Origin of the sequence: Sphingorhabdus sp. (assembly GCF_044374345.1) — a bacterium.
Taxonomy (GTDB): domain Bacteria; phylum Pseudomonadota; class Alphaproteobacteria; order Sphingomonadales; family Sphingomonadaceae; genus Sphingorhabdus_B.
The window spans coordinates 1-21,183 of record NZ_JBILOS010000015.1 but is presented as its reverse complement, the minus strand read 5'-3'; the positions used below and the strand labels follow the sequence as shown (position 1 = coordinate 21,183).

The following is a 21,183-nucleotide window of genomic DNA, read 5'->3' as shown; positions in this document are numbered from 1 at the left end:
GGGTTGCCCCTCCCTTTAAATACCCAAAAGGGCAAGATTTCGTAAACTTAAAGCTGACCGAGCATATATTCGGCGGAGCTAACGTTGAAGTCACCGGGGGCTTCGACATTCACATGCTCCACGACGCCGTCATTGACAACGAGCGAGAAACGCTGACCGCGCTTGCCCATGCCAAATGCCGAACCGTCCATTTCGAGGCCAAGTGCAGCCGCGAAATCGCCATTGCCATCTGCCAACATGGTGATCGCGTCTGATCCGCCAGACTTGTTCCACGCGCCAAGGACGAAGGCGTCGTTCACGGCGGTGCAGGCGATTTCATCAATGCCCTTGGCGGCAAGTTCATCGGACTTTTCAACAAAGCCGGGAAGGTGACGCGCAGAGCAGGTTGGCGTGAATGCACCGGGGACCGAGAATAGCGCAATGCGGCGGCCTGCGAAATATTCTGCCGACTGAACAGGCTGCGGGCCTTCGGCAGTCCCTTTTACCAACTTAACGTCAGGGATTTTGTCGCCAACGGAGATGCTCATATTTGGATTCCTTTTGAATGTGGGGTTGGTTGCATATTCCGGGACCCGGTCGGGCAAGTCAAGTAGCGGTTCCTCTTCAGTCGTAAATTGCGTTCCTCAAATCACGAAATAGCCAGCTGCAATGACATATAAAGCAATCTTTATATTTGATTTCGTTGAAAGCTGCAGCTAAGGGCTGGGCGTCAAAAACCTCCCGGAGACTAAGCCTGTGGCTTTCAACGATTATGTCATTGCCGATATTAATGAGGCCGATTTCGGTCGCAAAGAAATAAACATTGCCGAAACCGAAATGCCCGGCCTTATGGCGCTGCGCGAAGAATTTGGCGCATCGCAGCCATTGAAGGGCGCGCGGATCGTTGGTTCGCTGCATATGACCATTCAGACGGCGGTTCTGATCGAGACGCTGACAGCCCTTGGCGCAGATGTCCGTTGGGCCACATGCAACATTTTCTCGACACAAGATCACGCCGCTGCGGCAATTGCCGCGCAAAACATTCCCGTGTTCGCGGTTAAGGGGGAAAGCCTTGCCGATTATTGGGATTATGTCGGTCGCATCTTCGATTGGGGTGATGAAACCACGGCGAACATCATCCTCGACGATGGCGGCGACGCGACGATGTTTGCGCTTTGGGGTGCAAAGCTTGAGCGCGGCGAAAGCTTTGGCGAGCCTGAAAATGAAGAAGAAGTTGAATTCCAGCGTGCGCTGAAGGCATTTGTTGCCAAGAAGCCGGGTTATTTGACGGAAACCGTGAAGAATCTGAAGGGCGTTTCGGAAGAAACCACAACGGGCGTGCATCGCCTTTACGAAATCGCGAAGAAGGGGGAACTGCCATTCCCTGCGATCAACGTAAACGACAGCGTTACCAAGTCAAAGTTCGACAACCTTTATGGCTGCAAGGAATCGCTGGTGGACGCCATCCGCCGTGCCACCGACGTCATGTTGGCTGGTAAGGTTGCTTGTGTTGCTGGTTTTGGCGACGTCGGCAAGGGTTCGGCCCAGTCGCTGCGCAATGGCGGCGCGCGCGTTATGGTCACGGAAGTTGACCCGATCTGCGCATTGCAGGCCGCGATGGAAGGTTTTGAAGTCGTCACGATGGAAGAGGCTGTACAGCGCGCAGATATTTTCTGCACCGCAACGGGCAACGCCGACGTCATTACCGCCGAGCATATGATGAACATGAAGCCTATGAGCATCGTGTGCAACATCGGTCACTTTGACAGCGAAATCCAGGTTTCCGCTTTGTCCAACTATAACTGGACGGAAGTTAAGCCTGGCACGGATCTGGTTGAATTCCCAGACGGCAAGCAGATCATCGTTCTTGCAAAGGGCCGCTTGGTCAACCTTGGCTGTGCAACCGGACATCCAAGCTTTGTGATGTCGGCAAGCTTCACCAACCAGGTGCTCGCGCAAATCGAGCTTTGGACCAACAGTGCAAACTACAAGAACCAGGTCTATGTTTTGCCAAAGCATCTCGACGAGAAGGTCGCGACGCTGCACCTTGAAAAGCTTGGCGTTAAGTTGACGAAGCTGACCGAAAAGCAGGCGCGTTACATCGGCGTGTCGACCGAAGGCCCGTTCAAGCCAGACCATTATCGTTATTAACTCTTCGTCTTTCGAGACCTAAGAAAAGCCCGCTGCGGAAACGTGGCGGGCTTTTTTCGTTGCGCGGCGCAAGCATTTGGGCATTAGCTTGTTCTGGGTAAGTTAAAGGGCTTCATGACGATGACGGGCACGGGCCTGCCAGTTGCACTGATCGGGGTTTTAATGGCGCTGTGGTTGGTAGGAGCCATAGTTGCCATCTGGTTTGGGCTGTCCATGCGCAATGAATCGCGCAAAATTTTAGGTCAGACGTCGCGGTTACGAAGGCTGCTGGAAACCGCTCCGGCATTTCCGGTCGTGGTGAAGAGCGATGGGCGAATTGAAGCGCCAGAGCGTTTTTCGAGATTGCTTGGCCTGACAACGCCTGCGACCACGCTTTCGGACTTGGGCGGTTATGATGACGCTGGCCTTGCCATAGATGATGCGGCAGCACTTGATGCAAAAGTGCGCGAGACCCAGCGTACGGGAAAATCCTTTGTCCTTGCTTTGGCCATTAACGGTTCCGAACGCCGTTTGACAGTTGTCGGAAATATCGCCGATGTTGCGGTCTGTCCCAATGGCGCTGCTTTGTTATGGTTTTTCGATTCCACGGATAGTTTGCGAGAGCTTGAGAAAAGGACGCAAGAATCAGAAGAGGCTCGCACTGCATTTGCGGCACTGGCTGGCCTAATCGAAGCTGCTCCTATTCCGATGTGGCATCGACGCCCGGATATGCGCCTGCACTTCGTAAACCATGCATATGTTAATGCCGTCGGCGCAAATGATAGCCTTCACGTGGTTGAAGAAGGTCTTGAATTACTGGAACCTGAAAACGGTAAAAGTCCATCTGACTGGGCCGCTGAAGCCGCCGCTGCCGACGTTCGGCGCGAGCGGGTTGTTTCCACCACCTTGAACGGAGAACGGCGCCAGTTGCGGGTGTTTGATATTCCTTTGGGGCAATCGGGCGTTGCAGGGCTGGCAATCGATGTTCAGGATTTGATTGATGCCAGGTCTGAGGTGCGCGCACTTTCGGAAGCACAGCGTGACCTTTTGAACATGATGTCCGCCGGCGTTGCCCAGTTTGACGCGCGCCATGGGTTGAGCTTTGCAAATTTGCCCTTCCAAAGCCTGTTCACTTTCCGGGATCAATGGTTGTCTGAAAAACCGGAATTCGCGCGCGTGCTGGACCGGATGCGCGAAAACGGAAAGGTGCCAGAGGTCCGGGACTTTCCAGCCTGGCGTCAGGAACGTGAAGATTGGTTTAGATCGTCCGATCCCGCTGAAGAAAACTGGCTGTTGCCGGACGGAACGCATTTGCGGGTGCACGCGCAGCCAATCCCGGACGGCGGCCTATTGATGATTTTTGAAGACCGCACCGAACAGGCGCAACTGGCCAGCGCGCGGGACATATTGCTGCGCGTGCGGACTGCGACCTTTGACAATTTGTTCGAAGCGATTGCGGTGTTTTCGGCGGATGGCCGGCTGAGCATCTGGAACCGCTTATTTGCCGAAACATGGGAACTGAACGACGACTTGCTGCTTCAACATCCGCGGCTGGATGAACTATTGCCCTCGCTCGCCCGGCATTTGCAAAAGCCATCGCAGATTAGCATCTTGGATGAACTGATCCGGACGACGTCGTCAAACCGCGAACGGCACAAGAGCAAAGCGGTCTTCGCCGACGGACGTATGTTCCAGATTGCGACGATACCGCTACCCGACGGCAATACGCTGTTCACGATGTTGGATATGTCGAACAACCTTAAAATCGAGCAAGCACTGCGTGACCGGAATAGCGCATTGCAGGAGGCTGATGCGATTAAGGGTAAATTCCTTGCAAATATGAGTTATGAATTCCGCTCGCCACTTACGTCCATCAGCGGATTTGCAGACTTGCTAAAGGCAGGCATTGCTGGCGAACTTAGCGATCAGGCGAAGGAATATGTGGATGCCATTTTGCAATCTGCAGACCGTTTGTCCGACCAGATCAACACTGTTCTGGATTATAGCCAGATTGAAGCCGGCGCGTTGCCGCTTGCGCTCGAACAAACCGATGTTCCAACATTGGTCGCGCAAATTGTGGACAGCAAAGCGGAGATGGCACAGGCGGCTGAGGTCGATTTGCAAGTCGATTTGGACAATGGTGCTGGAGAGATGGCGCTTGATCCGAAACGGATTACGCAAGCGGTCGGCCAAGTTTTGGACAATGCGATCCGGTATAGCAACAGCGGTGGGCAGGTTTTAATGCTTGCACGTTGGCAAGGCGATGCCCTTGAGCTCGTTGTATCAGACGATGGGCCGGGTCTGCACGAGGCAGACGTGCTGCGCGTCTCGTCGGACAATGCGGTTTCAAAAAGGTTGGATAGTAACGGTTCAATCACGCAGGGTTTAGGCTTGCCTTTGGCGCGTCAGATTATTGAATCGCATGGTGGGACGTTGCAACTGCATTCTGCGCCGGGCGAAGGTACGACCGTTATCATGGTGTTGCCGCGGCCATGATCATTGCGAGTGATTTGGATATGCGTGAATATGGTCGCGAGCTGGCGAAAACATTGTCGCCATCAGATTGGGTCGCGATCAACGGGCCGCTGGGCGCTGGAAAGACCGTATTGTGCGCTGGCATATTGGCCGGCCTTGGATTTGAAGGCGAAGTAGCGAGCCCATCCTATGCCATTGTGCATAGCTATGACCCGCCAGAGGTTTTGGTTGCCGTTGCCCATGTCGATTTGTATCGCTTGGACAATATCGACGATTTGGACGAATTAGGGCTCATCGCGGAACGCAGCGATCGCATAACGCTGGTGGAGTGGGCGGAACGCTTCGGCGTCGGCTATGTGCGCCCCAGCCATGTAATCGATATCGTACCGCAAGCGGACGGCAGCAGAATTTTGACTTTGAAAATGGATAATGATGACACCCGTAACTGATATGGTTCCGCCCGCTGGACTAGACGAATTTTTGGCGCGCCACGGCTGGACCGATGCGCAAATTTCCCCGGTGGCGGGCGATGCGTCTTTCCGGCGCTATTTCCGCGTCAATTCCGCTACCCGCGGCAAGGCTATATTGATGGACGCGCCACCACCGCATGAGGACCCGCAGCCTTTTCTCGACATTGCCCAATATCTGACCGGGCATCAATTTCGTGCGCCAGAGATTTACGGCACGGACCTGACACGTGGACTGGTGTTGCTAGAGGATTTTGGCGACCGTAGGATGCGCGAGCATCTCGATGATCATCCAGAGGACGAGGTAGAGATTTATCGCGCCGCTATTGATACGATCGTGCGATTGACGCGCACGCCTGCAGCGGATGCGCAACCTTATGACATGGCCATCTATCTGCGCGAAGTGCAGTTGCTCAGCGAATGGTATATGCCGGCGATGGGGCTTTCCTGTGACGCGAGCGCATTTGACCAGATGTGGGTTGATGCGCTTGCTCCATTGGCGTCCTGCCAAGATGTGACAGTCTTGCGGGATTATCATGCCGAAAACATCATGCTGCTTGATGATGGGGAACAAGGCATCATTGATTTTCAAGATGCGCTGGTGGGGCATCCTGCATATGATCTGGTATCGTTGTTGCAAGACGCGCGGCGCGATGTCCGTCCAGAGCTTGAGGCAGACATGCTGGCTTATTATCTGACGGCGGCCAATCCGGGCCCGGACTTTGACGCGCATTATGCGTTGCTGGGTGCGCAGCGGAATACCAAGATTATCGGCATATTTACGCGGCTTTGGAAGCGCGATGGTAAGGAGAAATATTTGTCCTTCTTGCCACGCATGTGGGGCTTGCTGGAACGCGATTTGGCGCACCCGGCGCTGGCGAACGTCAAGCAATGGTTCGATACCCAGATACCGACTGAAGTCCGCAGCCTTAGCCCATTAGACATTACGCATGGTTAAGCATGTGAACACCGCAATGATTATGGCGGCGGGCAAGGGGACGCGGATGATGCCGCTGACCGCTGATCGCCCAAAGCCATTGGTTGAGGTCGGCGGCGTTGCCTTGCTGGATCATGTATTGGATCATTTGCGTGATGCCGGCGTTGGCAAGATTGTCGTCAATGCACATTATCGCGCCGATCAGGTTGAATCGCATCTTGCTGCCCATGCGACGGATTTTGACGTGTCGATATCCGATGAACGGGATTTGCTGCGCGATACAGGCGGCGGGCTGGTTCAGGCATTGCCGATGATTTCCGACGATCCATTCATCTGCGTGAATGCGGACAATTGGTGGACCAACGACGGGGAGAATGCGATCTCGCGCCTGATGGCGCATTGGGATGCTGCATGCATGGATGTTCTCATGCTGCTGGTGCCATTGGCGACGGCCTATAACAGCCAAGGCATTGGTGACTTTAACATGGATGCGGATGGCCGGCTGTCGCGTCGCGTGGGTGACGCGCCTGCGCCTTATGTCTGGACAGGTATTCAGCTGCTTTCGAAGAAGCTGATTGGTGACCCACCGTCTGACGTTTTTTCGACCAACGTCTTTTGGGATCGTGCCATTGCAGAGGGACGGTGCATGGGGTTGGTGCACGAGGGAATGTGGTTTGATGTAGGTTACCCCGCGGCAATAACCGCCACGGAAGAACGTTTGGGGCTGCATGGCGTCGGATAACACCATGGCGCAGCGCGTGCGCGTTTTTAACGTTCCGCTCGGGAACGACTTGTGCGACGTAACTGCGCAGTGGATATTGCAGACATCGGGGCAGGACCCGCTCACGGTTAGCAGCACAATATTGCTGCTACCTAATAACCGCGCCATCAAGGCCATGACGGAGGCGTTCGTCCGGCAGGCCGCACCGGGTTTGCTTTTGCCGCGCATGGTGGCGGTGGGCGATATGCAACTTGACGAGGCATTGGGGCCATTGCTCGACCCCATTGCGTCGGAAGACGTTATTTGGCCCGTCATTGGATCATTTGACCGGCTGATGCTGTTGGCGCGCTTGGCGCAGGAACATCGGCCGCAGGGCACATTTCTATCGTCCGCTGAAGCGCTGCGTTTGGCGCGCAAACTGGCCGAGCTGATTGATGAACTTGAAGTCGATTTAGTCGACTTCGATGCGTTGTCAGACATCGCAATCGAGGCTGATCTCGCCGGGCATTGGCAACGTGCTTATGGTCAGCTTTTGACGATCTTGCCCGCCTACCGCGCCGAACTTGCTGCGCGAGAATTGATGGGCCCTGCCGAACGCCGAAATAAGCTTTTGGCCGGGTTGGAACGCCGTCTAGCTGAAAGCGGTTTGGACATGCCGATCATTGCGGTTGGCATTACGACGTCAGCCAAGGCCGTCGCAAAATTGCTGCGCCGTGTTGCCCTCATTCCAAATGGGCAGGTTATCCTTCCCGGTGTTGACCTCGAACTGGCTAAGGATCGCTGGGACAGCCTGTCTGCCGCAGCTGAACCCGATAATGTGCCAACGCGTCGCCGGAATTTTGAGGTGCATCCCCAATTCCACCTGAAACATTTGCTCGACCTCATGGGGATCGATCGCAGCGAAATCGATACGTTGCCAACTGCACGCGTCGAACGCGTGGCCGACACCATTTCGGAAATTTTCTGCCTGCCTGAACATAGCGTCGGTTGGCAAGAACTCGCACCTGCGCGCAAGGCGCTATCACATACACAATGGTTTGAGGCTGATGACAGCGCGCTGGAAGCAAAGGCGATCGCGGTGCGCATTCGCGGCGAGTTGGAACAGGCCGAAAAGCGGATCGCGCTGATCACGCCTGACCGGGAGCTCGCGGTCCGCGTTGCGGCGCAACTGCGTCGTTGGGACATATATGTCGACGACAGCGCGGGTATACCGCTTTTGCAAACGGCAAATGGTTCGCTTGCGCTCGCGTTGGTTGATGCGATTTCGGGCCGCTTTTCCGGCACGTCGGCATTGGCGATTGCCAAGCACCCTTTGGTGTTTGCAGGTCCCGACAGGCTCGATTGGCTCGATAAGGTGCGGCTATTAGATCTCGAATTGCGGGGAACAGCCAACGGTGTCGGGCTGGGTGCCATTACGCGGCGGTTGGAAAATGCCCGCAAAGTGAAACCAGAGCTGGTTGAATGGTGGCAGGGCTTTGTTCAAATCCTTGCGCCGCTCGAAAATGTCGATGGGCAACCGTTCAGTTTCATCATCGATGCACTGCGCGACGTTGCGACGAATTTGACTGACGGCGCTGTGTGGCGCGGGGCAAGTGGCCGCGAACTTGGGCGGATGTGGGAAGAAGTGAGCGGCGGTGACCTTTCGACGCTTGGCCGTATCGATGCCACAGGGTTGGCGGCGACGTTTGACGAAATCTTTTCAAGCGCTGTGGTGCGTCCCCCATATGGCGGGCATCCGCGTGTGGCCATTTACGGTCTGTTGGAAGCACGATTGCAGCAGGCAGACCTCATCATCTGTTCGGGGTTGAATGAGGGGACATGGCCGCAAATAGCGCAGCCGGACCCTTGGCTCGCGCCCGCCATCCGGCGGCATTTGAAACTGCCGACGTTGGACCGGAACATCGGATTGTCGGCGCATGATCTTGCGACCGCATTGGGTGGACGCGAAGTGCTGTTAACGCGCGCGCGGCGTGATCGTGGCGGACCAACCGTTGCCTCGCGCTTTCTGCTGCGGATAAAGGCGCTGACGGCGGACGTGCTGCAGCAGGACCAACAGTCGCTTGCGCTGGCAGCGCAGCTGGATGAACCTGCTGATAAGGTGCCCTTTGAAAGCCGACCATTGCCGCGCCCTTCGGCGCCGCAGCGATTGGTGAGCCTGTCTGTCACCGATTTTGACCAGCTGAAGTCCGACCCTTATTCATTTTACGCAAAACGCATTCTCGGCCTGCGTGTGCTGGAAAAGGTCGATGCCGAACCTAGCTTCGCGTGGCGCGGATCGTTGGTGCATGACCTGTTGGAACAGTGGTTCAAACAAGACAATTGTGCCGTCGATAAGCTCGTGCAGCGGGTCGATGACTTGCTGGCACAAGAGGCAACGGATCCGTTGTTACGTGCATTGTGGCAACCACGCATTGCCGCTGGCCTGCGCTGGGTGGCCGAAGAAACCAAAAAGCAGATGCATGACCATGGCCGCGTTGTCGCGGTGGCCGAACAACCCGGCAAGGTCGACATCATGGGCATAACCGTGAACGGCCGCGTTGACCGGATTGACAGGCTTGCGGACGGAAGTCTGGTGATCGTTGACTACAAAACCGGCATGCCACCATCGACCAAGCAAGTGAATGCGGGCTTTGCGCTTCAGCTTGGCCTCATCGGCTATATGGCCGAGCAGATGGCGATCAAAGGTGTGGCGGGCCACGCGACTAAGTTTGAGTATTGGAGCCTTGCGAAAAGAAGCAAAGACAAAGGCTTTGGTTATGTCACTGTGCCGACGAGCACGCGGCCGAGCGATAAGAAGCCTGCAAGCACCGACTTTGTGGCCTTTGCCGTCGCGCAAGCAGAAGAGGCTATCGCGCAATGGATTTTGGGCGACGCGCCCTTCACCGCAAAGCTGCATCCCGAATTTGCGCATTATGGTGACTATGACCAATTGATGCGGTTGCAGGAATGGAACGGCCGACAATCGATTTCGGAGGAACAGCCATGACCTCTGAATCCCCAACGCTGAAACCACTGATTCCGGCGCAGCGCAGCGCGGTCATCCCCGGTGATAACATCTGGCTTAGCGCTTCTGCAGGAACCGGCAAAACGCAGGTTTTAACCGCGCGTGTGATCCGCTTGCTGTTGGAAAGCGATGTCGAACCTGAAAATTTGTTGTGCATCACCTTTACCAAGGCTGGTGCGTCCGAAATGGCGGACCGAATTAATGAGCTTTTGGCGTCTTGGGTGCAGCGCGAAGATGGAGCGCTGTTTCACGACCTGGAAGCCATTGGCGCCAACGCGGGGCCGGAGGCACGGAAACGTGCACGTCAGCTTTTTGCAAAGGTGTTGGACGCGCCGGGTGGCGGCTTACAAATACTGACCATCCATAGTTTCTGCCAGTCGTTGCTGGGCAGCTTCCCCGAAGAAGCCGGATTGGTTCCGGGATTCAAACCGATTGAAGGGCGCGAGCAGCAAGAATTATTGCGCGAGGCATTGGTCAATCTAGTGCTGGAAGCCGAAGCGCGCGGCGACACGAAAATGGTCACGGACCTGCAGGAACTTTCCCTGAATATGGGGGAGGACGCTACGCTGCGGTTCCTGCACAGGGCGGCGGCATCGCCCGATCTCATGACCATGATTCCCAATGATGCCGGCGCGGTGGTCTGGGCACGGCGACTGGCAGGCGTTCATTTCGATGGCCCTGTTGAGGATATGCTGGAAGACGCCTTTGCCGATGCGCGCATTCCACGCGCGACATTGCAGGCGATTATTGATGCCAACCTTTTGTGGGGCAAACACAAGGCAGATAGCCGCGGCGGCAAGCGTGCGGCAGTCCTTCAGGATTGGCTATCGCGAACACCAACCGAACGCGCGGCGCTCTTGACCGATCTGCATCGTTGTTGGTCAACGGCCAAGGGTGATCCCCAGATTTCGACGAGCGGACATACCCCGACGACGGAGGTCTATGCCGAACACGCGCTCGAAATGTTCAACTGGACAGAGCAACTATTGGGCGAAGTGACGCGTGCGCAATATGCCGACAGGCTGGCGCGTGCATTGTGCATCGGCAAGGAATTTGCGGCGCAATATAGCCGCGCCAAACATGCCATCGGCGCGGTTGATTTTGATGATATGATCCGGCGCACCGCCGAACTTTTGCAGCATGGCCAAATGGCGCAATGGGTGCGGTTTAAACTCGACAAGCAGATTGACCATATCTTGGTAGATGAGGCGCAGGACACCAACAAAGCGCAATGGGATATCATCAGCGCGCTGAGCGACGATTTTTACAGCGGCATGGGTGCCAATCCAGAAAAGAACCGCACGCTGTTTTCCGTCGGTGATTTCAAACAAGCGATATACGGGTTTCAGGGGACCGCACCCGAACGCTATGAGGAAGCGGGGCGCTATTTTGCCGAACGCATTGATGCCGCCGGAAGCGAACTGAAACGGCTTACTTTATCGCGCAGCTTCCGTTCGACCGCGCCAATACTCGATTTTGTAAACGCCGTGATCGATGGGTCTGGTCCTGCGGATTTTGGCATCAACGATATCATTGACCCGCATTACAGCGAAAAACCGCATTTTGGCATGGTTGAGCTTTTGCAGCCCATATCCGCAAAGCCCAACGCAGCGGACGATAGCGATGCGTCGGATGAGGAAGAAGACTGGTTCAGCGACGAAAAACGGGCACTGGCCGAACGATTGGCCGATCATGCGAAAGCCCTCATCGACGAGAAACCTTGGCTTGAAAGCCAGGGGCGTCATTTGGAGCCGGGTGACATCATGTTCCTGCTGCGCAGCCGCGGTGACATGGCGTCGCTGCTGGTTGCGCAATTGCACGAACGCAACGTCGCAGTCGCGGGCATCGACCGGCTGAAACTTTTGCAGCCGTTGGTGGTGCAAGATCTGCTGGCCGCAATCAAATTTGTGCTTCAACCAAATGATGACCTGAGCCTTGCGTGCTTGCTGGTCTCGCCCATCATCGGGTGGACGCAGGACCAGTTGCTGGCTCATGGCTATGTCGGTGATCGCGAAGGCAGTCTGTGGCAGCATATCCGCGGGAAGCCAGGACTTGCGGATGATCTTGCGCCGTTGCGCGATATGCTGGCGGCGGCTGATTTTACGACCGTGTATCATTTCCTCGAACAAATTCTGTCCGGACCCATTGGCGCGCGTCGCAAATTTACCGCGCGTTTGGGACGCGAGGTTTTGGTTCCTATTGAAGAAATGTTGAATTCGGCACTTCAGTTCGAACAACAGCATGGCGGCGGCCTGCAAAAGTTCATGGCTTGGTTCGACCGCGGCGAAATTGAAATCAAACGCGAAAGTGACAACAGCAACAAGGAAGTCCGCGTCATGACCGTCCATGGTGCCAAGGGCTTGCAAGCGCCCGTGGTCATTTTGGCGGATATTACGTCTGATCCCACCAAAAAGCCCGATCAGTCGGTTGAACTGTTGATGGATGAGGGGCAACGCACGCCGTTGCTGCCCATTCGCAAAAGCGAGCAGTCAGGCCGCTTGCAAGACATCGTCGAGATGCAGAAAACCCGCGAACTGCAGGAGCATAAGCGGTTGTTATATGTGGCCATCACGCGCGCGGAGGAGCGGCTGATTATGGCGGGGTCGTTGGGCATTAGCCGCAAGGGCGAGGCACCTGCCGAAAGCTGGTGCGCCGCGATTGAAAAAGGCATGGCGGCGCTCGGTTGCAGTTGGGAGGACGACCCGCGCTGGGGCAGGGTGATGCGCCATGTGGGCGCGGAAGGCGCGTCGATGGTGGCGCCGGTAACTTCTGCGGAAAAGCAATCGCCGACCGTACCTCGGCCAGCCAGACCCGAATGGCTATTCGCGCCTGCGCCGATCGAGCAGCGCCCACCGCGTCCTTTGGTGCCATCGCGGCTTGACGATGACGATTATGGCGATGCACCCGCAAACGCAGCGATGCGCAAAGCCGCCAACCGTGGGAAGCTGATCCACGCTTTGTTTGAACGCATCACGGATAGCGAGTCGCTCAAAACCGCGGAGCAATGGTTAGCGGTGCAGGCACGAAACGATGATATCGACCCGGCCCGATTGTTGGCCGAAGTGAGCGCGGTTATCGCCGATCCGGTCTGTGCGCCGTTATTCGGTCCGCTTGCGCGCGCCGAGGTTCCGCTTGTGGCTGTTGTGGGCGAAACAGTGATCAATGGCCGTATTGACCGGCTGCTCGTCGAACCGGGATTGGTGCGCGCGGTCGATTTCAAAACGGGTCGAAGCGTCCCCGGCGATGCACATAGCGTTCCCGTTCCGCGTTTGCGCCAAATGGCACATTATCGCGCGGCGCTGCAGACGATTTTCCCGGATTGTAAGATTGAGGTCGCTTTGCTGTTCACGCACGCACCCCGGTTTATCACGCTTTCGGACGAGATATTGGCGCCTCATTATCCTGCCTCTTGATGGCAGAACAAAAACTATCTGCCTTGGCGCTTGTCAGCATTTGGCAGTGGGCATACATGGGGTGCAACAAAGGAGATAAACATGGCTACCAAATCCGTAGGTGATAATGATTTCGCATCAGAAGTATTGGCATCGGGCAAACCCGTGTTGGTCGATTTTTGGGCCGAATGGTGTGGTCCATGCAAAATGATTGGCCCCAGCCTTGAAGAAATCAGCGAAGAGCTCGCTGGGCAGGTCGAGATCGTGAAACTGAACATTGACGATCATCCCGATACGCCGGCAAAATATGGCGTACGCGGCATCCCGACGATGATCCTGTTCAAAGGCGGCGAAATTGCGGACACGAAAGTCGGCGCTGCGCCAAAGGCTCAGCTGAAAAGCTGGTTGGAAGCCGCGCTTTAACTGCGATAATCGGCGTTGATGCTGATGTAGCCGTGGGTTAGGTCGCAGGTCCAGACCGTTGCACGCCCGGCCCCGATACCAAGATCAACGCCGATTTGAATTTCATTCTGCTTAAGATGTTGCGCCACCGGCGCTTCGTCATATCCGGCGACCGCTAGGCCATTGTGCGCAACTTGCGTCGCCCCGAAACTGATCGATAGGCTGTCGCGGTTGGCAGGCTCTCCCGCTTTGCCAACGGCCATAACGACGCGGCCCCAATTGGCATCTTCACCCGCAATCGCGGTTTTCACCAAGGGCGAGTTGGCAATCGCCAAGCCGATCCGCCGCGCGCTGTCATCGTTCGCAGCGCCAGACACATTTATTTCGATAAACTTCTGCGCGCCTTCGCCATCGCGGACAACCAGATGCGCCAGCTGACGGCAGATGTCATTTAGCGCCGCAGCAAACGCGTCCGCGCCAGCATCGTCATAAGACGTAAGCGGCGCATTGCCTGCTTTGCCCGTTGCAAATGCCAACACGGTATCGCTGGTCGATGTGTCGCTATCGACGGTGATACAGCTGAAACTGGTTTTGTTGGAAGCCGATAACATCTGCTGCAGAAAAGCGGCGTCCACGGCGGCGTCGGTGAAAATATAGCCAAGCATAGTGGCCATGTCAGGCGCAATCATGCCTGAACCCTTGATGATGCCCACGAGCTGCACTTTGCGGCCATCGACCACCGCGCTCGCGGTCGCGCCTTTTGCGAAGGTGTCGGTGGTGCCAATCGTGTGCGTTACGTCTTCCCAACTGCACGGTGCGGCATCAAAAACTGCGCGCAATCCAGACTGCGCTTTGTCGATGGGTAGCGGAACGCCGATAACACCCGTGGATGAAACGAAAACTTCCGAAGAATCGCAGTTCAGATGACCTGCAACTTGCGCGGTAATTGCATCCACTGCATCCTTGCCGCGCTGTCCGGTAAAGGCGTTGCTGTTCCCGGCATTCACCACCAAAGCGCGCGCGCGGCCATGCGCCAAATTCGCGCGGCAAAGGTCAACCTCGGCAGAGCAGCATATATTTTGTGTTGTGACGCCAGCGACCGTTGTGCCTTCGTCCAGCGCGATATAGCTTAAGTCGCAGCGACCCCAATCCTTATACCCAGCACGCGCCACACGGGGCGTTGCACCCGCGATTTCGGGCATGTTGGGAAACGGTTTTGCGAGCGGTGATTTTACTAACACTTAAGAAACCTTTTGCTAAACTCCCGTCAGATCAGGGAGAACAAAGACATGCTTTTTTATTCGGTGTTGGCGCTAGCATCAATCGTGGCCGAAACAAACGCCGAAAAACCTGCGCCGCCTTCGCCCGTTATCATGGCCCCCACGGTCCCAAATTCCTCAAGACAGTCGGACCCTAAGCCGAGGGGAAACCCGGGCGCATGGGTGAGCACTGCTGACTATCCTTCTATAGCGCTTCAGAAACAGTTGGAAGGTACGACGGGTTTTGGCGTGACCGTTGGCCCCGACGGCCGCGTGACGGACTGCGTGATTACTTCGAGCAGCGGTTCATCTGATCTCGACGTGGCAACATGCACAAATGTTAAACGTCGTGCACGTTTTGCGCCCGCCCTCGACGCAAACGGCAGTCCAACAATTGGCAAATATGCCAATCGCGTTCGTTGGCAGATTCCGAGCTTTGTCCCCTTAATCAGTTTTCCGCGCGGCCCGGCAATGCAAGGCAGTGCATGGGCAAAAATTTTGCCAGTAGATTTTCCGCAAAAGGCTTTAGCGGAACAACGTCAGGGGAAGGTGACTATTGAATTAGCAGTTTCAGCAACTGGTTCGATCGAGGGATGCAAGGTTATTGAGAGCAGTACGCATGAAGATATAGACACCGCGTCATGCAAAAGGGCATCCGAACGCGCAAAGTTTCAACCCGCGCTTGATTTTGCAGGGCAGCCAACTGCAGGCCGTGTACAAACCGAACTCAATTGGCGTCTCCCGGGTGAGCCTTCAGCTCCTCCTATCCCGGTCGTCATACCTTCATCGCTTCTGCCCAAAGCGGGTAAGTCATCGTTATCATTCACAGTAGCTGCAGATGGCAGCATAACAGACTGCAGCGGGGAAAGTACGATAGGCCCACCGAATTTTGCGCCGGATGCGATTTGCAAATTGAAGGTAAAATTGGCACCATATACCGATGAGAATGGTAAGCCTGTGGCTCGCAGGGTAACGACCAAGACCACAGTTGAAGTGCAAGATGTTAAATAGACAGGTCGCTTCGGGATAGACGAACAGGATTTGGTCCCCTATATCTGCCGTAGCACCTAACAGGGCCATATATGCGCATATTGATTTACTTACTGGCGATGTTGAGCGGGTTTTCCGCTGCGGAGGCTGCGCGCCCCGTTTCTTCATCGCTCATGTCAGTGGATTCGGCCGCAGTTCAGGCTTACGTCACCGCTTCTGCGCAGGAAGCCGATAAAGCGTTTGAGCAGCCGGTGCATGTGACGCCGACGACCCGCGTGCATCTTATGCCCGTCGAAGGCAGCATCGCCTTCGTCGCATTGGTGCCCGACACACCCGTTTATCGGCACGATATTATTTTAGGGTAGGGGGTCCGCACCCGCTGCGGTGCGACTTTTAATACCCTATTTCGCGCCAACTTGCGCGCGTCTCCCACATGATTTTAAAGGAATTAGTTATGCTCGGCGGAATTGCCAAAGCCATTTTCGGTTCGTCCAATGACCGTTACGTCAAATCGATCATGAAGATCGTCGACAAGATCAACGCGCTCGAAGACGAAATTTCGGTCATGGATGACGAACGGTTGAAGGGGCAGACCCAGATTTTCCGTGACCGCCTGACCGCCGGCGAAACGCTGGACGATATTTTGCCTGAGGCATTTGCGACAGTACGTGAGGCGTCGAAGCGTGTCATGGGTATGCGCCATTTCGACGTGCAGATGGTCGGCGGTATCGTGCTTCATCGCGGCGAAATTGCCGAAATGCGCACGGGTGAAGGCAAGACACTGACCGAGACTTTGGCGTGTTATTTGAACGCGATCGAAGGCAAGGGTGTGCACGTCGTAACCGTGAACGACTATCTTGCGCGCCGTGACGCCGAATGGATGAGCAAGATTTACGGCTTTCTAGGGCTGACCACGGGTGTGGTTGTTCCGAACATTCCCGAGCATGAACGCCGTGCCGCTTATGAATGCGACATCACCTACGCGACCAACAATGAACTTGGTTTCGACTATCTGCGCGACAATATGAAATATGAACGCGCACAAATGGTACAGCGTCCATTTAACTTTGCGATTGTCGACGAAGTGGACTCAATTCTGGTCGATGAAGCACGGACACCGCTGATTATCTCGGGCCCAACCGATGATAAATCAGAATTATATATGCAGGTGCATGCGGTTGTCCTTCAACTAGACGATGGCGATTACGAAAAAGACGAAAAGAGCCGCAACGTCACGTTGACCGAAGAGGGCACCGAAAAGGCCGAACGCTTGCTTGAGGACGCAGGTTTGCTGACTGGCACTAACCTGTATGATTATGAAAACACCTTGGTTGTGCACCATCTGGATCAGGCGCTCAAAGCCAATGTGATGTTCAAGCGCGACATTGATTACATTGTCAAAGACGGCAAAGTCGTCATCATCGACGAATTCACCGGTCGCATGATGGATGGACGTCGCTGGTCAAATGGCCTGCATCAGGCAGTCGAAGCCAAAGAAGGCGTCGACATTGAACCAGAAAACCAGACGCTCGCAACGATCACCTTCCAGAATTATTTCCGCATGTACCCCAAATTGTCGGGTATGACCGGAACCGCGGCGACCGAAGCGGGTGAATTCCACGAAATTTACAAGCTGAATGTCGTTGAAATTCCCACCAACTTGCCTGTGCAACGTATTGATGAAGACGACCAGTTCTACAAAAATACGCAGGACAAATTTGGGGCCATCGCCAAGACCATTCGCGAAGCAAATGAGCGGGGTCAGCCCGTTTTGGTTGGTACTGTTTCCATTGAGAAATCCGAATTGCTATCCGAGTTCCTGGAAAAGGAAAATGTGAAGCACAGCGTTCTGAATGCGCGTTTCCACGAAAGCGAAGCGCGTATTGTGGCGCAAGCCGGTCGTTTTGGCAGCGTAACCATTGCTACCAACATGGCTGGACGCGGCACCGATATTCAGCTGGGCGGGAACTTTGAATTCCGTTTGGAAGACGAATTGGGTGATGTACCCGAAGGCCCCGAGCGCGATGCCGCAATTGAAGCATTGAAAGCCGAAATTGCTGCTGAAAAAGCCAAGGTTGTCGAAGCGGGCGGCTTGTTTGTTCTCGCGACCGAACGGCATGAAAGCCGCCGTATCGATAACCAGCTGCGTGGCCGTTCAGGCCGTCAGGGTGACCCCGGTCTCTCGCGCTTCTATTTGTCGCTCGACGATGATCTTCTGCGCATATTCGGTTCCGAAACATTATTCTCGCGCATGATGAATTCCAGCCTGGAAGACGGCGAGGCCATCGGCGGGAAATGGTTGTCAAAAGCGATTGAAACCGCACAACGCAAGGTTGAGGCGCGGAACTACGATATTCGTAAGCAGTTGGTGGAATATGACGACGTCATGAACGACCAGCGCAAGGTCATTTACGACCAGCGCAGCGAAATTATGGACGCCGAAGCCGTCGACGATATCATTGAGGATATGCTCAACGACACGGTGAACAATCTGGTTGGCGATCACTGCCCAGAAGGTACCTATCCCGAGCAATGGGATGTGGATGGACTGAAGCAGCAATGTGCGCAAGTTCTGGGGCTTGCTCCGGACATCGATAGCTGGTTGCAAGAAGACGGCCTTGAGCCCGAAATCATTGAAACCCGAATTGCCGACCTGGCGACCGCCAGATTTAAGGCAAAGGGCGCTGATCTTGACCAAACCGTATGGCGTCAGGTGGAAAAGAGCATTTTGCTGCAAACGCTCGACCATCATTGGAAAGAGCATTTGTCGACTTTGGATGCCCTGCGTCAGGTTATTTACTTGCGCGCTTATGCGCAGAAGAACCCGGTCAACGAGTATAAGCAGGAAGCGTTTGGCCTGTTTGAACGCATGTTGGGTGCCATTCGTGAAGGCGTGACCAAGACAATCGCCACCAACGACTTCCGCGCAGAAGAAGAGCTTGTTCCGCCTCAACTGCCTGAATTGCCGGATTTCCTGACGACACATATCGATCCGTTCACCGGTGAAGATGACAGCAATGACATCGACGCTGGTTCACTTGGGTTTGTCACGACGACGATTCCACGCCCAGCGATCGCGTCGGGTTCAAACGACCCGTTTGCGGGCAACCCTGATTTGCGCCGCAACGACCCATGCCCTTGCGGTTCCGGGCAAAAATATAAACACTGTCACGGCGCTTATTAAAGGCATTGAACGGGGAGGGCGGGGATGATCTGGTTGACTGGACTCTTCGCTCTCGTCGCTTTTGTGTACGCCTCGGTCGGCTTTGGCGGGGGTTCGACCTATACGGCGCTGCTGGCGCTGTGGGGCGTTGATTATCGGCTAATCCCGGTCATCGCCTTGTTATGCAATATCATCGTGGTGACGGGCGGTAGCATCCGCTTCATACGCGCCGGGCTCGTGTCTTGGCCGCAAGTCATGCCATTGTTACTGGTATCCGCGCCTCTCGCGTTTCTGGGCGGGCTTGTGCCGCTGAAGCAATGGATTTTCCTCACGATATTGGGCGGGGCATTATTTGCGTCTGCCATTGCCCTGCTGCTTCAGCCTGAAAAGCTGTCGGCGCGTACGTTGCCCAAGCCATTGCTTATGGCAATTTCAGGCGGTGTTGGCCTTCTGGCTGGTCTATCCGGGATTGGCGGCGGCATATTCATGGCGCCGATATTGCATTTGATCCGCTGGGCGGAGGCGCGGCGTATCGCCGCCTTTGCTTCGCTCTATATCTTGATTAATTCGGCCGCAGGGCTGGCAGGGCAGGTCATAAAGGCTGGGGCACAGTCGCTTGCCGCGCCCGCGATGGAATATGGCGTGTTGCTCGCTGCCGTGCTGGTCGGCGGGCAGATCGGAAGCATATTCGGAATGCGCTATTTGTCGCCGCGGCTTCTGCGCATCTTTACCGCGATATTGGTCGGCTACGCCGCGCTGCGGCTGCTTTGGCAGGCGCAGGGGCTTTCGTAACATTAGGAGCGAGCGGACCTACAGAATACTAACGGTCACTTTGGCACAGCCCCGCCTTAAACCGTGAAGAGTATCAGGCAAGAACCAGCATATTTTTATCGCGCGTGATCCGCTTCGCAAGACTGAGTTCCATTGCCTCTTGGCCCCCGACATGTTCAATGAGCGCGCTCAGCCGCTCGCCTGCTTCGCCTGCGCTGTTCGCCGCCAGCTCTTGTGCTCTGGCGAACATCCAGAGCATATGCGGCGCGCTGCCCCGCTTCATCGTCACGCCGCGCCAAGGATATTCCACTTTCCCGACATTGGGATGAATTTGCGGTTCTCCCGATCGCGAGACTACATCGCCAGCTTTCTTGTGCGCCGCCCATGCATTGAAGCAGTCGGCATCGGCTTTCAATCCGGGCGTCCAGTCGGCAAAGACAATTTTGAGCACAGCGATGAGGGTTTCGGGAACGGCGTCCTGACCGCAATAGTCCTCACCATAGCCCGGATATTCCCCGTCGCTGATGGGCATAGCGTTCATCCGTTCCGTCCAACGGAACAGGTTGGGTGCCTTTGTCTTCATCAGCATGGCTGGAACAGGATCGCGGCCGAGATGCGCGAACAACGGCGCCATCATGCCAAAGTCCCCGCGGCACGGCCTGCCGCCCAGCAAATAAGGATGATGCTGAAAATGGTTATCCAGCGCATCGATTAGCGCCAGATAGGAATCTTCCATGGCAGCGACGACCTCTGGAAAGACACCAAGATTGGGTAAGAAACCGGCAAAAAATTCCATCGTCCGTGCTGCAGATTCGCGCCGTGCGGAGCGATCAGTTCCCGCGACCATTGCGCGCCCGAATTCTGCACGCAAAAATGTCTCCTGCTCATCGCGGTAGGACCAGCGGTAGTGCATCGCCAGCGGCAGCAGATATTCCGAACCAAAGGCATCAAAAATCAACGACACCCACTGCTGCACTGGCGATTGGGGCTCGAGCAGGGGTTCGGCATGGCGCTGCTCCAGAAAGTCTATGATATCGCCACTGTCCTGGATAATCTCGCCATTGTCCGTTTCGAGCACGGGTACAACAAAATGGCCGACCGCAGGCAATATCCTGCCGGCAAACTCGGGATCGGACGGATACCGCTCGCGAAAAGGCAGGCCCTTCTTGATGAGATAGGATCGCGCCTTGCCCGTATAGAGAGAATGGGCTGAGCCCCATAATGTGTATGTCATGTTCAAGCCCTAACCTATGAAAATGTAGCGTTCAACACACCAGATTAAACGGCCCGGCCGAAAGTGTATTGAAACTGGGTGCAGGGCAATGGATGCCGAATAACATATATGTTATTCATTGCCATATCAGGCAAAAATGGCTCCCCGGGAGGGATTCGAACCCCCGACCAATTGATTAACAGTCAACTGCTCTACCACTGAGCTACCAGGGAACAGCCCGATATGCTCGGGCAGAGGCGCGCCTATAGCAGCGCTTTTT

General features: G+C 55.5%; 15 protein-coding genes and 1 tRNA gene. 12 read left to right on the top strand and 4 right to left on the bottom strand.

The genetic code is table 11. From position 1 onward, the window contains the following. Positions 1-47 precede the first annotated feature (47 nt). A complete protein-coding gene (locus tag ACIQ5B_RS02785; protein ID WP_397597690.1) occupies positions 48-527 on the bottom strand; it encodes a peroxiredoxin in 480 nt (159 codons plus the stop codon). 208 nt (positions 528-735) lie between these two features. Between ACIQ5B_RS02785 and ahcY the strand changes: the two genes are divergently transcribed. The 8 genes from ahcY (at position 736) to trxA (ending at position 13,528) form a co-directional block, all read left to right on the top strand. Continuing rightward, a complete protein-coding gene (gene ahcY / locus ACIQ5B_RS02780) occupies positions 736-2,130 on the top strand; it encodes an adenosylhomocysteinase (RefSeq protein ID WP_397597689.1) in 1,395 nt (464 codons plus the stop codon). Between the two features lie 114 nt (positions 2,131-2,244). Continuing rightward, positions 2,245-4,605: a PAS-domain containing protein gene (locus tag ACIQ5B_RS02775; RefSeq protein ID WP_397597688.1), complete on the top strand. Its 2,361-nt coding sequence runs from the start codon at positions 2,245-2,247 to the stop codon at positions 4,603-4,605. A gap of 20 nt (positions 4,606-4,625) precedes the next feature. After that, the gene (tsaE, locus tag ACIQ5B_RS02770; RefSeq protein WP_397597687.1) at positions 4,626-5,033 is read left to right on the top strand and encodes a tRNA (adenosine(37)-N6)-threonylcarbamoyltransferase complex ATPase subunit type 1 TsaE; all 408 of its coding nucleotides are present in this window, start codon (positions 4,626-4,628) and stop codon (positions 5,031-5,033) included. A gap of 1 nt (position 5,034) precedes the next feature. After that, positions 5,035-6,009 carry an aminoglycoside phosphotransferase family protein gene (locus ACIQ5B_RS02765; RefSeq protein ID WP_397597701.1) on the top strand — a complete coding sequence of 325 codons (975 nt, stop codon included), beginning with the start codon at positions 5,035-5,037 and terminating at the stop codon, positions 6,007-6,009. After that, positions 6,002-6,730 (top strand): nucleotidyltransferase family protein, encoded by a 729-nt coding sequence (locus tag ACIQ5B_RS02760; RefSeq protein ID WP_397597686.1) that lies wholly within the window; start codon positions 6,002-6,004, stop codon positions 6,728-6,730. The genes ACIQ5B_RS02765 and ACIQ5B_RS02760 overlap by 8 nt, the downstream gene beginning before the upstream one ends. After that, positions 6,717-9,695 carry a double-strand break repair protein AddB gene (gene addB / locus ACIQ5B_RS02755; protein ID WP_397597685.1) on the top strand — a complete coding sequence of 993 codons (2,979 nt, stop codon included), beginning with the start codon at positions 6,717-6,719 and terminating at the stop codon, positions 9,693-9,695. The genes ACIQ5B_RS02760 and addB overlap by 14 nt, the downstream gene beginning before the upstream one ends. Further along, a complete protein-coding gene (gene addA, locus ACIQ5B_RS02750) occupies positions 9,692-13,126 on the top strand; it encodes a double-strand break repair helicase AddA (RefSeq protein WP_397597684.1) in 3,435 nt (1,144 codons plus the stop codon). Before addB ends, addA begins: the two co-directional genes overlap by 4 nt. Before the next feature lie 81 nt (positions 13,127-13,207). Then, a complete protein-coding gene (trxA, locus tag ACIQ5B_RS02745) occupies positions 13,208-13,528 on the top strand; it encodes a thioredoxin (RefSeq protein WP_183940926.1) in 321 nt (106 codons plus the stop codon). Here trxA and argJ read toward each other — a convergent pair. Continuing rightward, positions 13,525-14,709, bottom strand: a complete 1,185-nt coding sequence (gene argJ / locus ACIQ5B_RS02740) for a bifunctional glutamate N-acetyltransferase/amino-acid acetyltransferase ArgJ (protein ID WP_397597683.1) — start codon at positions 14,707-14,709, stop codon at positions 13,525-13,527. The two genes, trxA and argJ, sit on opposite strands and share 4 nt — an antisense overlap. A gap of 240 nt (positions 14,710-14,949) precedes the next feature. Here argJ and ACIQ5B_RS02735 point away from each other — a divergent pair, with 240 nt between their 5' ends. The 4 genes from ACIQ5B_RS02735 to ACIQ5B_RS02720 all read left to right on the top strand — a co-directional run bounded on the left by ACIQ5B_RS02735 (position 14,950) and on the right by ACIQ5B_RS02720 (position 19,711). Next, on the top strand, positions 14,950-15,777 hold the full coding sequence (locus ACIQ5B_RS02735) for an energy transducer TonB (RefSeq protein WP_397597682.1): 828 nt from the start codon (positions 14,950-14,952) through the stop codon (positions 15,775-15,777). A 71-nt stretch (positions 15,778-15,848) separates the two neighbouring features. Continuing rightward, on the top strand, positions 15,849-16,121 hold the full coding sequence (locus tag ACIQ5B_RS02730; protein WP_397597681.1) for a hypothetical protein: 273 nt from the start codon (positions 15,849-15,851) through the stop codon (positions 16,119-16,121). A gap of 89 nt (positions 16,122-16,210) precedes the next feature. After that, positions 16,211-18,940, top strand: a complete 2,730-nt coding sequence (gene secA / locus ACIQ5B_RS02725; RefSeq protein WP_397597680.1) for a preprotein translocase subunit SecA — start codon at positions 16,211-16,213, stop codon at positions 18,938-18,940. A 24-nt stretch (positions 18,941-18,964) separates the two neighbouring features. Beyond that, positions 18,965-19,711 carry a sulfite exporter TauE/SafE family protein gene (locus ACIQ5B_RS02720; protein WP_397597679.1) on the top strand — a complete coding sequence of 249 codons (747 nt, stop codon included), beginning with the start codon at positions 18,965-18,967 and terminating at the stop codon, positions 19,709-19,711. 73 nt (positions 19,712-19,784) lie between these two features. Here the strand turns inward: ACIQ5B_RS02720 and ACIQ5B_RS02715 are convergent, their stop codons facing one another. Further along, positions 19,785-20,924 (bottom strand): glutathione S-transferase family protein, encoded by a 1,140-nt coding sequence (locus ACIQ5B_RS02715; protein ID WP_397597678.1) that lies wholly within the window; start codon positions 20,922-20,924, stop codon positions 19,785-19,787. A 137-nt stretch (positions 20,925-21,061) separates the two neighbouring features. Beyond that, positions 21,062-21,136, bottom strand: a tRNA-Asn gene (locus tag ACIQ5B_RS02710). Positions 21,137-21,183: the final 47 nt, after the last annotated feature.

Excerpts from the sequence above, each read along its gene's own strand:
- ACIQ5B_RS02785 (WP_397597690.1), bottom strand. The coding sequence starts at position 527 with ATGAGCATCTCCGTTGGCGACAAAATCCCTGACGTTAAGTTGGTAAAA.
- ACIQ5B_RS02775 (WP_397597688.1), top strand. The coding sequence starts at position 2,245 with ATGACGATGACGGGCACGGGCCTGCCAGTTGCACTGATCGGGGTTTTA.
- tsaE (WP_397597687.1), top strand. The coding sequence starts at position 4,626 with ATGCGTGAATATGGTCGCGAGCTGGCGAAAACATTGTCGCCATCAGAT.
- ACIQ5B_RS02765 (WP_397597701.1), top strand. The coding sequence starts at position 5,035 with ATGGTTCCGCCCGCTGGACTAGACGAATTTTTGGCGCGCCACGGCTGG.
- ACIQ5B_RS02760 (WP_397597686.1), top strand. The coding sequence starts at position 6,002 with ATGGTTAAGCATGTGAACACCGCAATGATTATGGCGGCGGGCAAGGGG.
- addB (WP_397597685.1), top strand. The coding sequence starts at position 6,717 with ATGGCGTCGGATAACACCATGGCGCAGCGCGTGCGCGTTTTTAACGTT.
- addA (WP_397597684.1), top strand. The coding sequence starts at position 9,692 with ATGACCTCTGAATCCCCAACGCTGAAACCACTGATTCCGGCGCAGCGC.
- trxA (WP_183940926.1), top strand. The coding sequence starts at position 13,208 with ATGGCTACCAAATCCGTAGGTGATAATGATTTCGCATCAGAAGTATTG.
- argJ (WP_397597683.1), bottom strand. The coding sequence starts at position 14,709 with ATGCCCGAAATCGCGGGTGCAACGCCCCGTGTGGCGCGTGCTGGGTAT.
- ACIQ5B_RS02730 (WP_397597681.1), top strand. The coding sequence starts at position 15,849 with ATGCGCATATTGATTTACTTACTGGCGATGTTGAGCGGGTTTTCCGCT.
- secA (WP_397597680.1), top strand. The coding sequence starts at position 16,211 with ATGCTCGGCGGAATTGCCAAAGCCATTTTCGGTTCGTCCAATGACCGT.
- ACIQ5B_RS02720 (WP_397597679.1), top strand. The coding sequence starts at position 18,965 with ATGATCTGGTTGACTGGACTCTTCGCTCTCGTCGCTTTTGTGTACGCC.
- ACIQ5B_RS02715 (WP_397597678.1), bottom strand. The coding sequence starts at position 20,924 with ATGACATACACATTATGGGGCTCAGCCCATTCTCTCTATACGGGCAAG.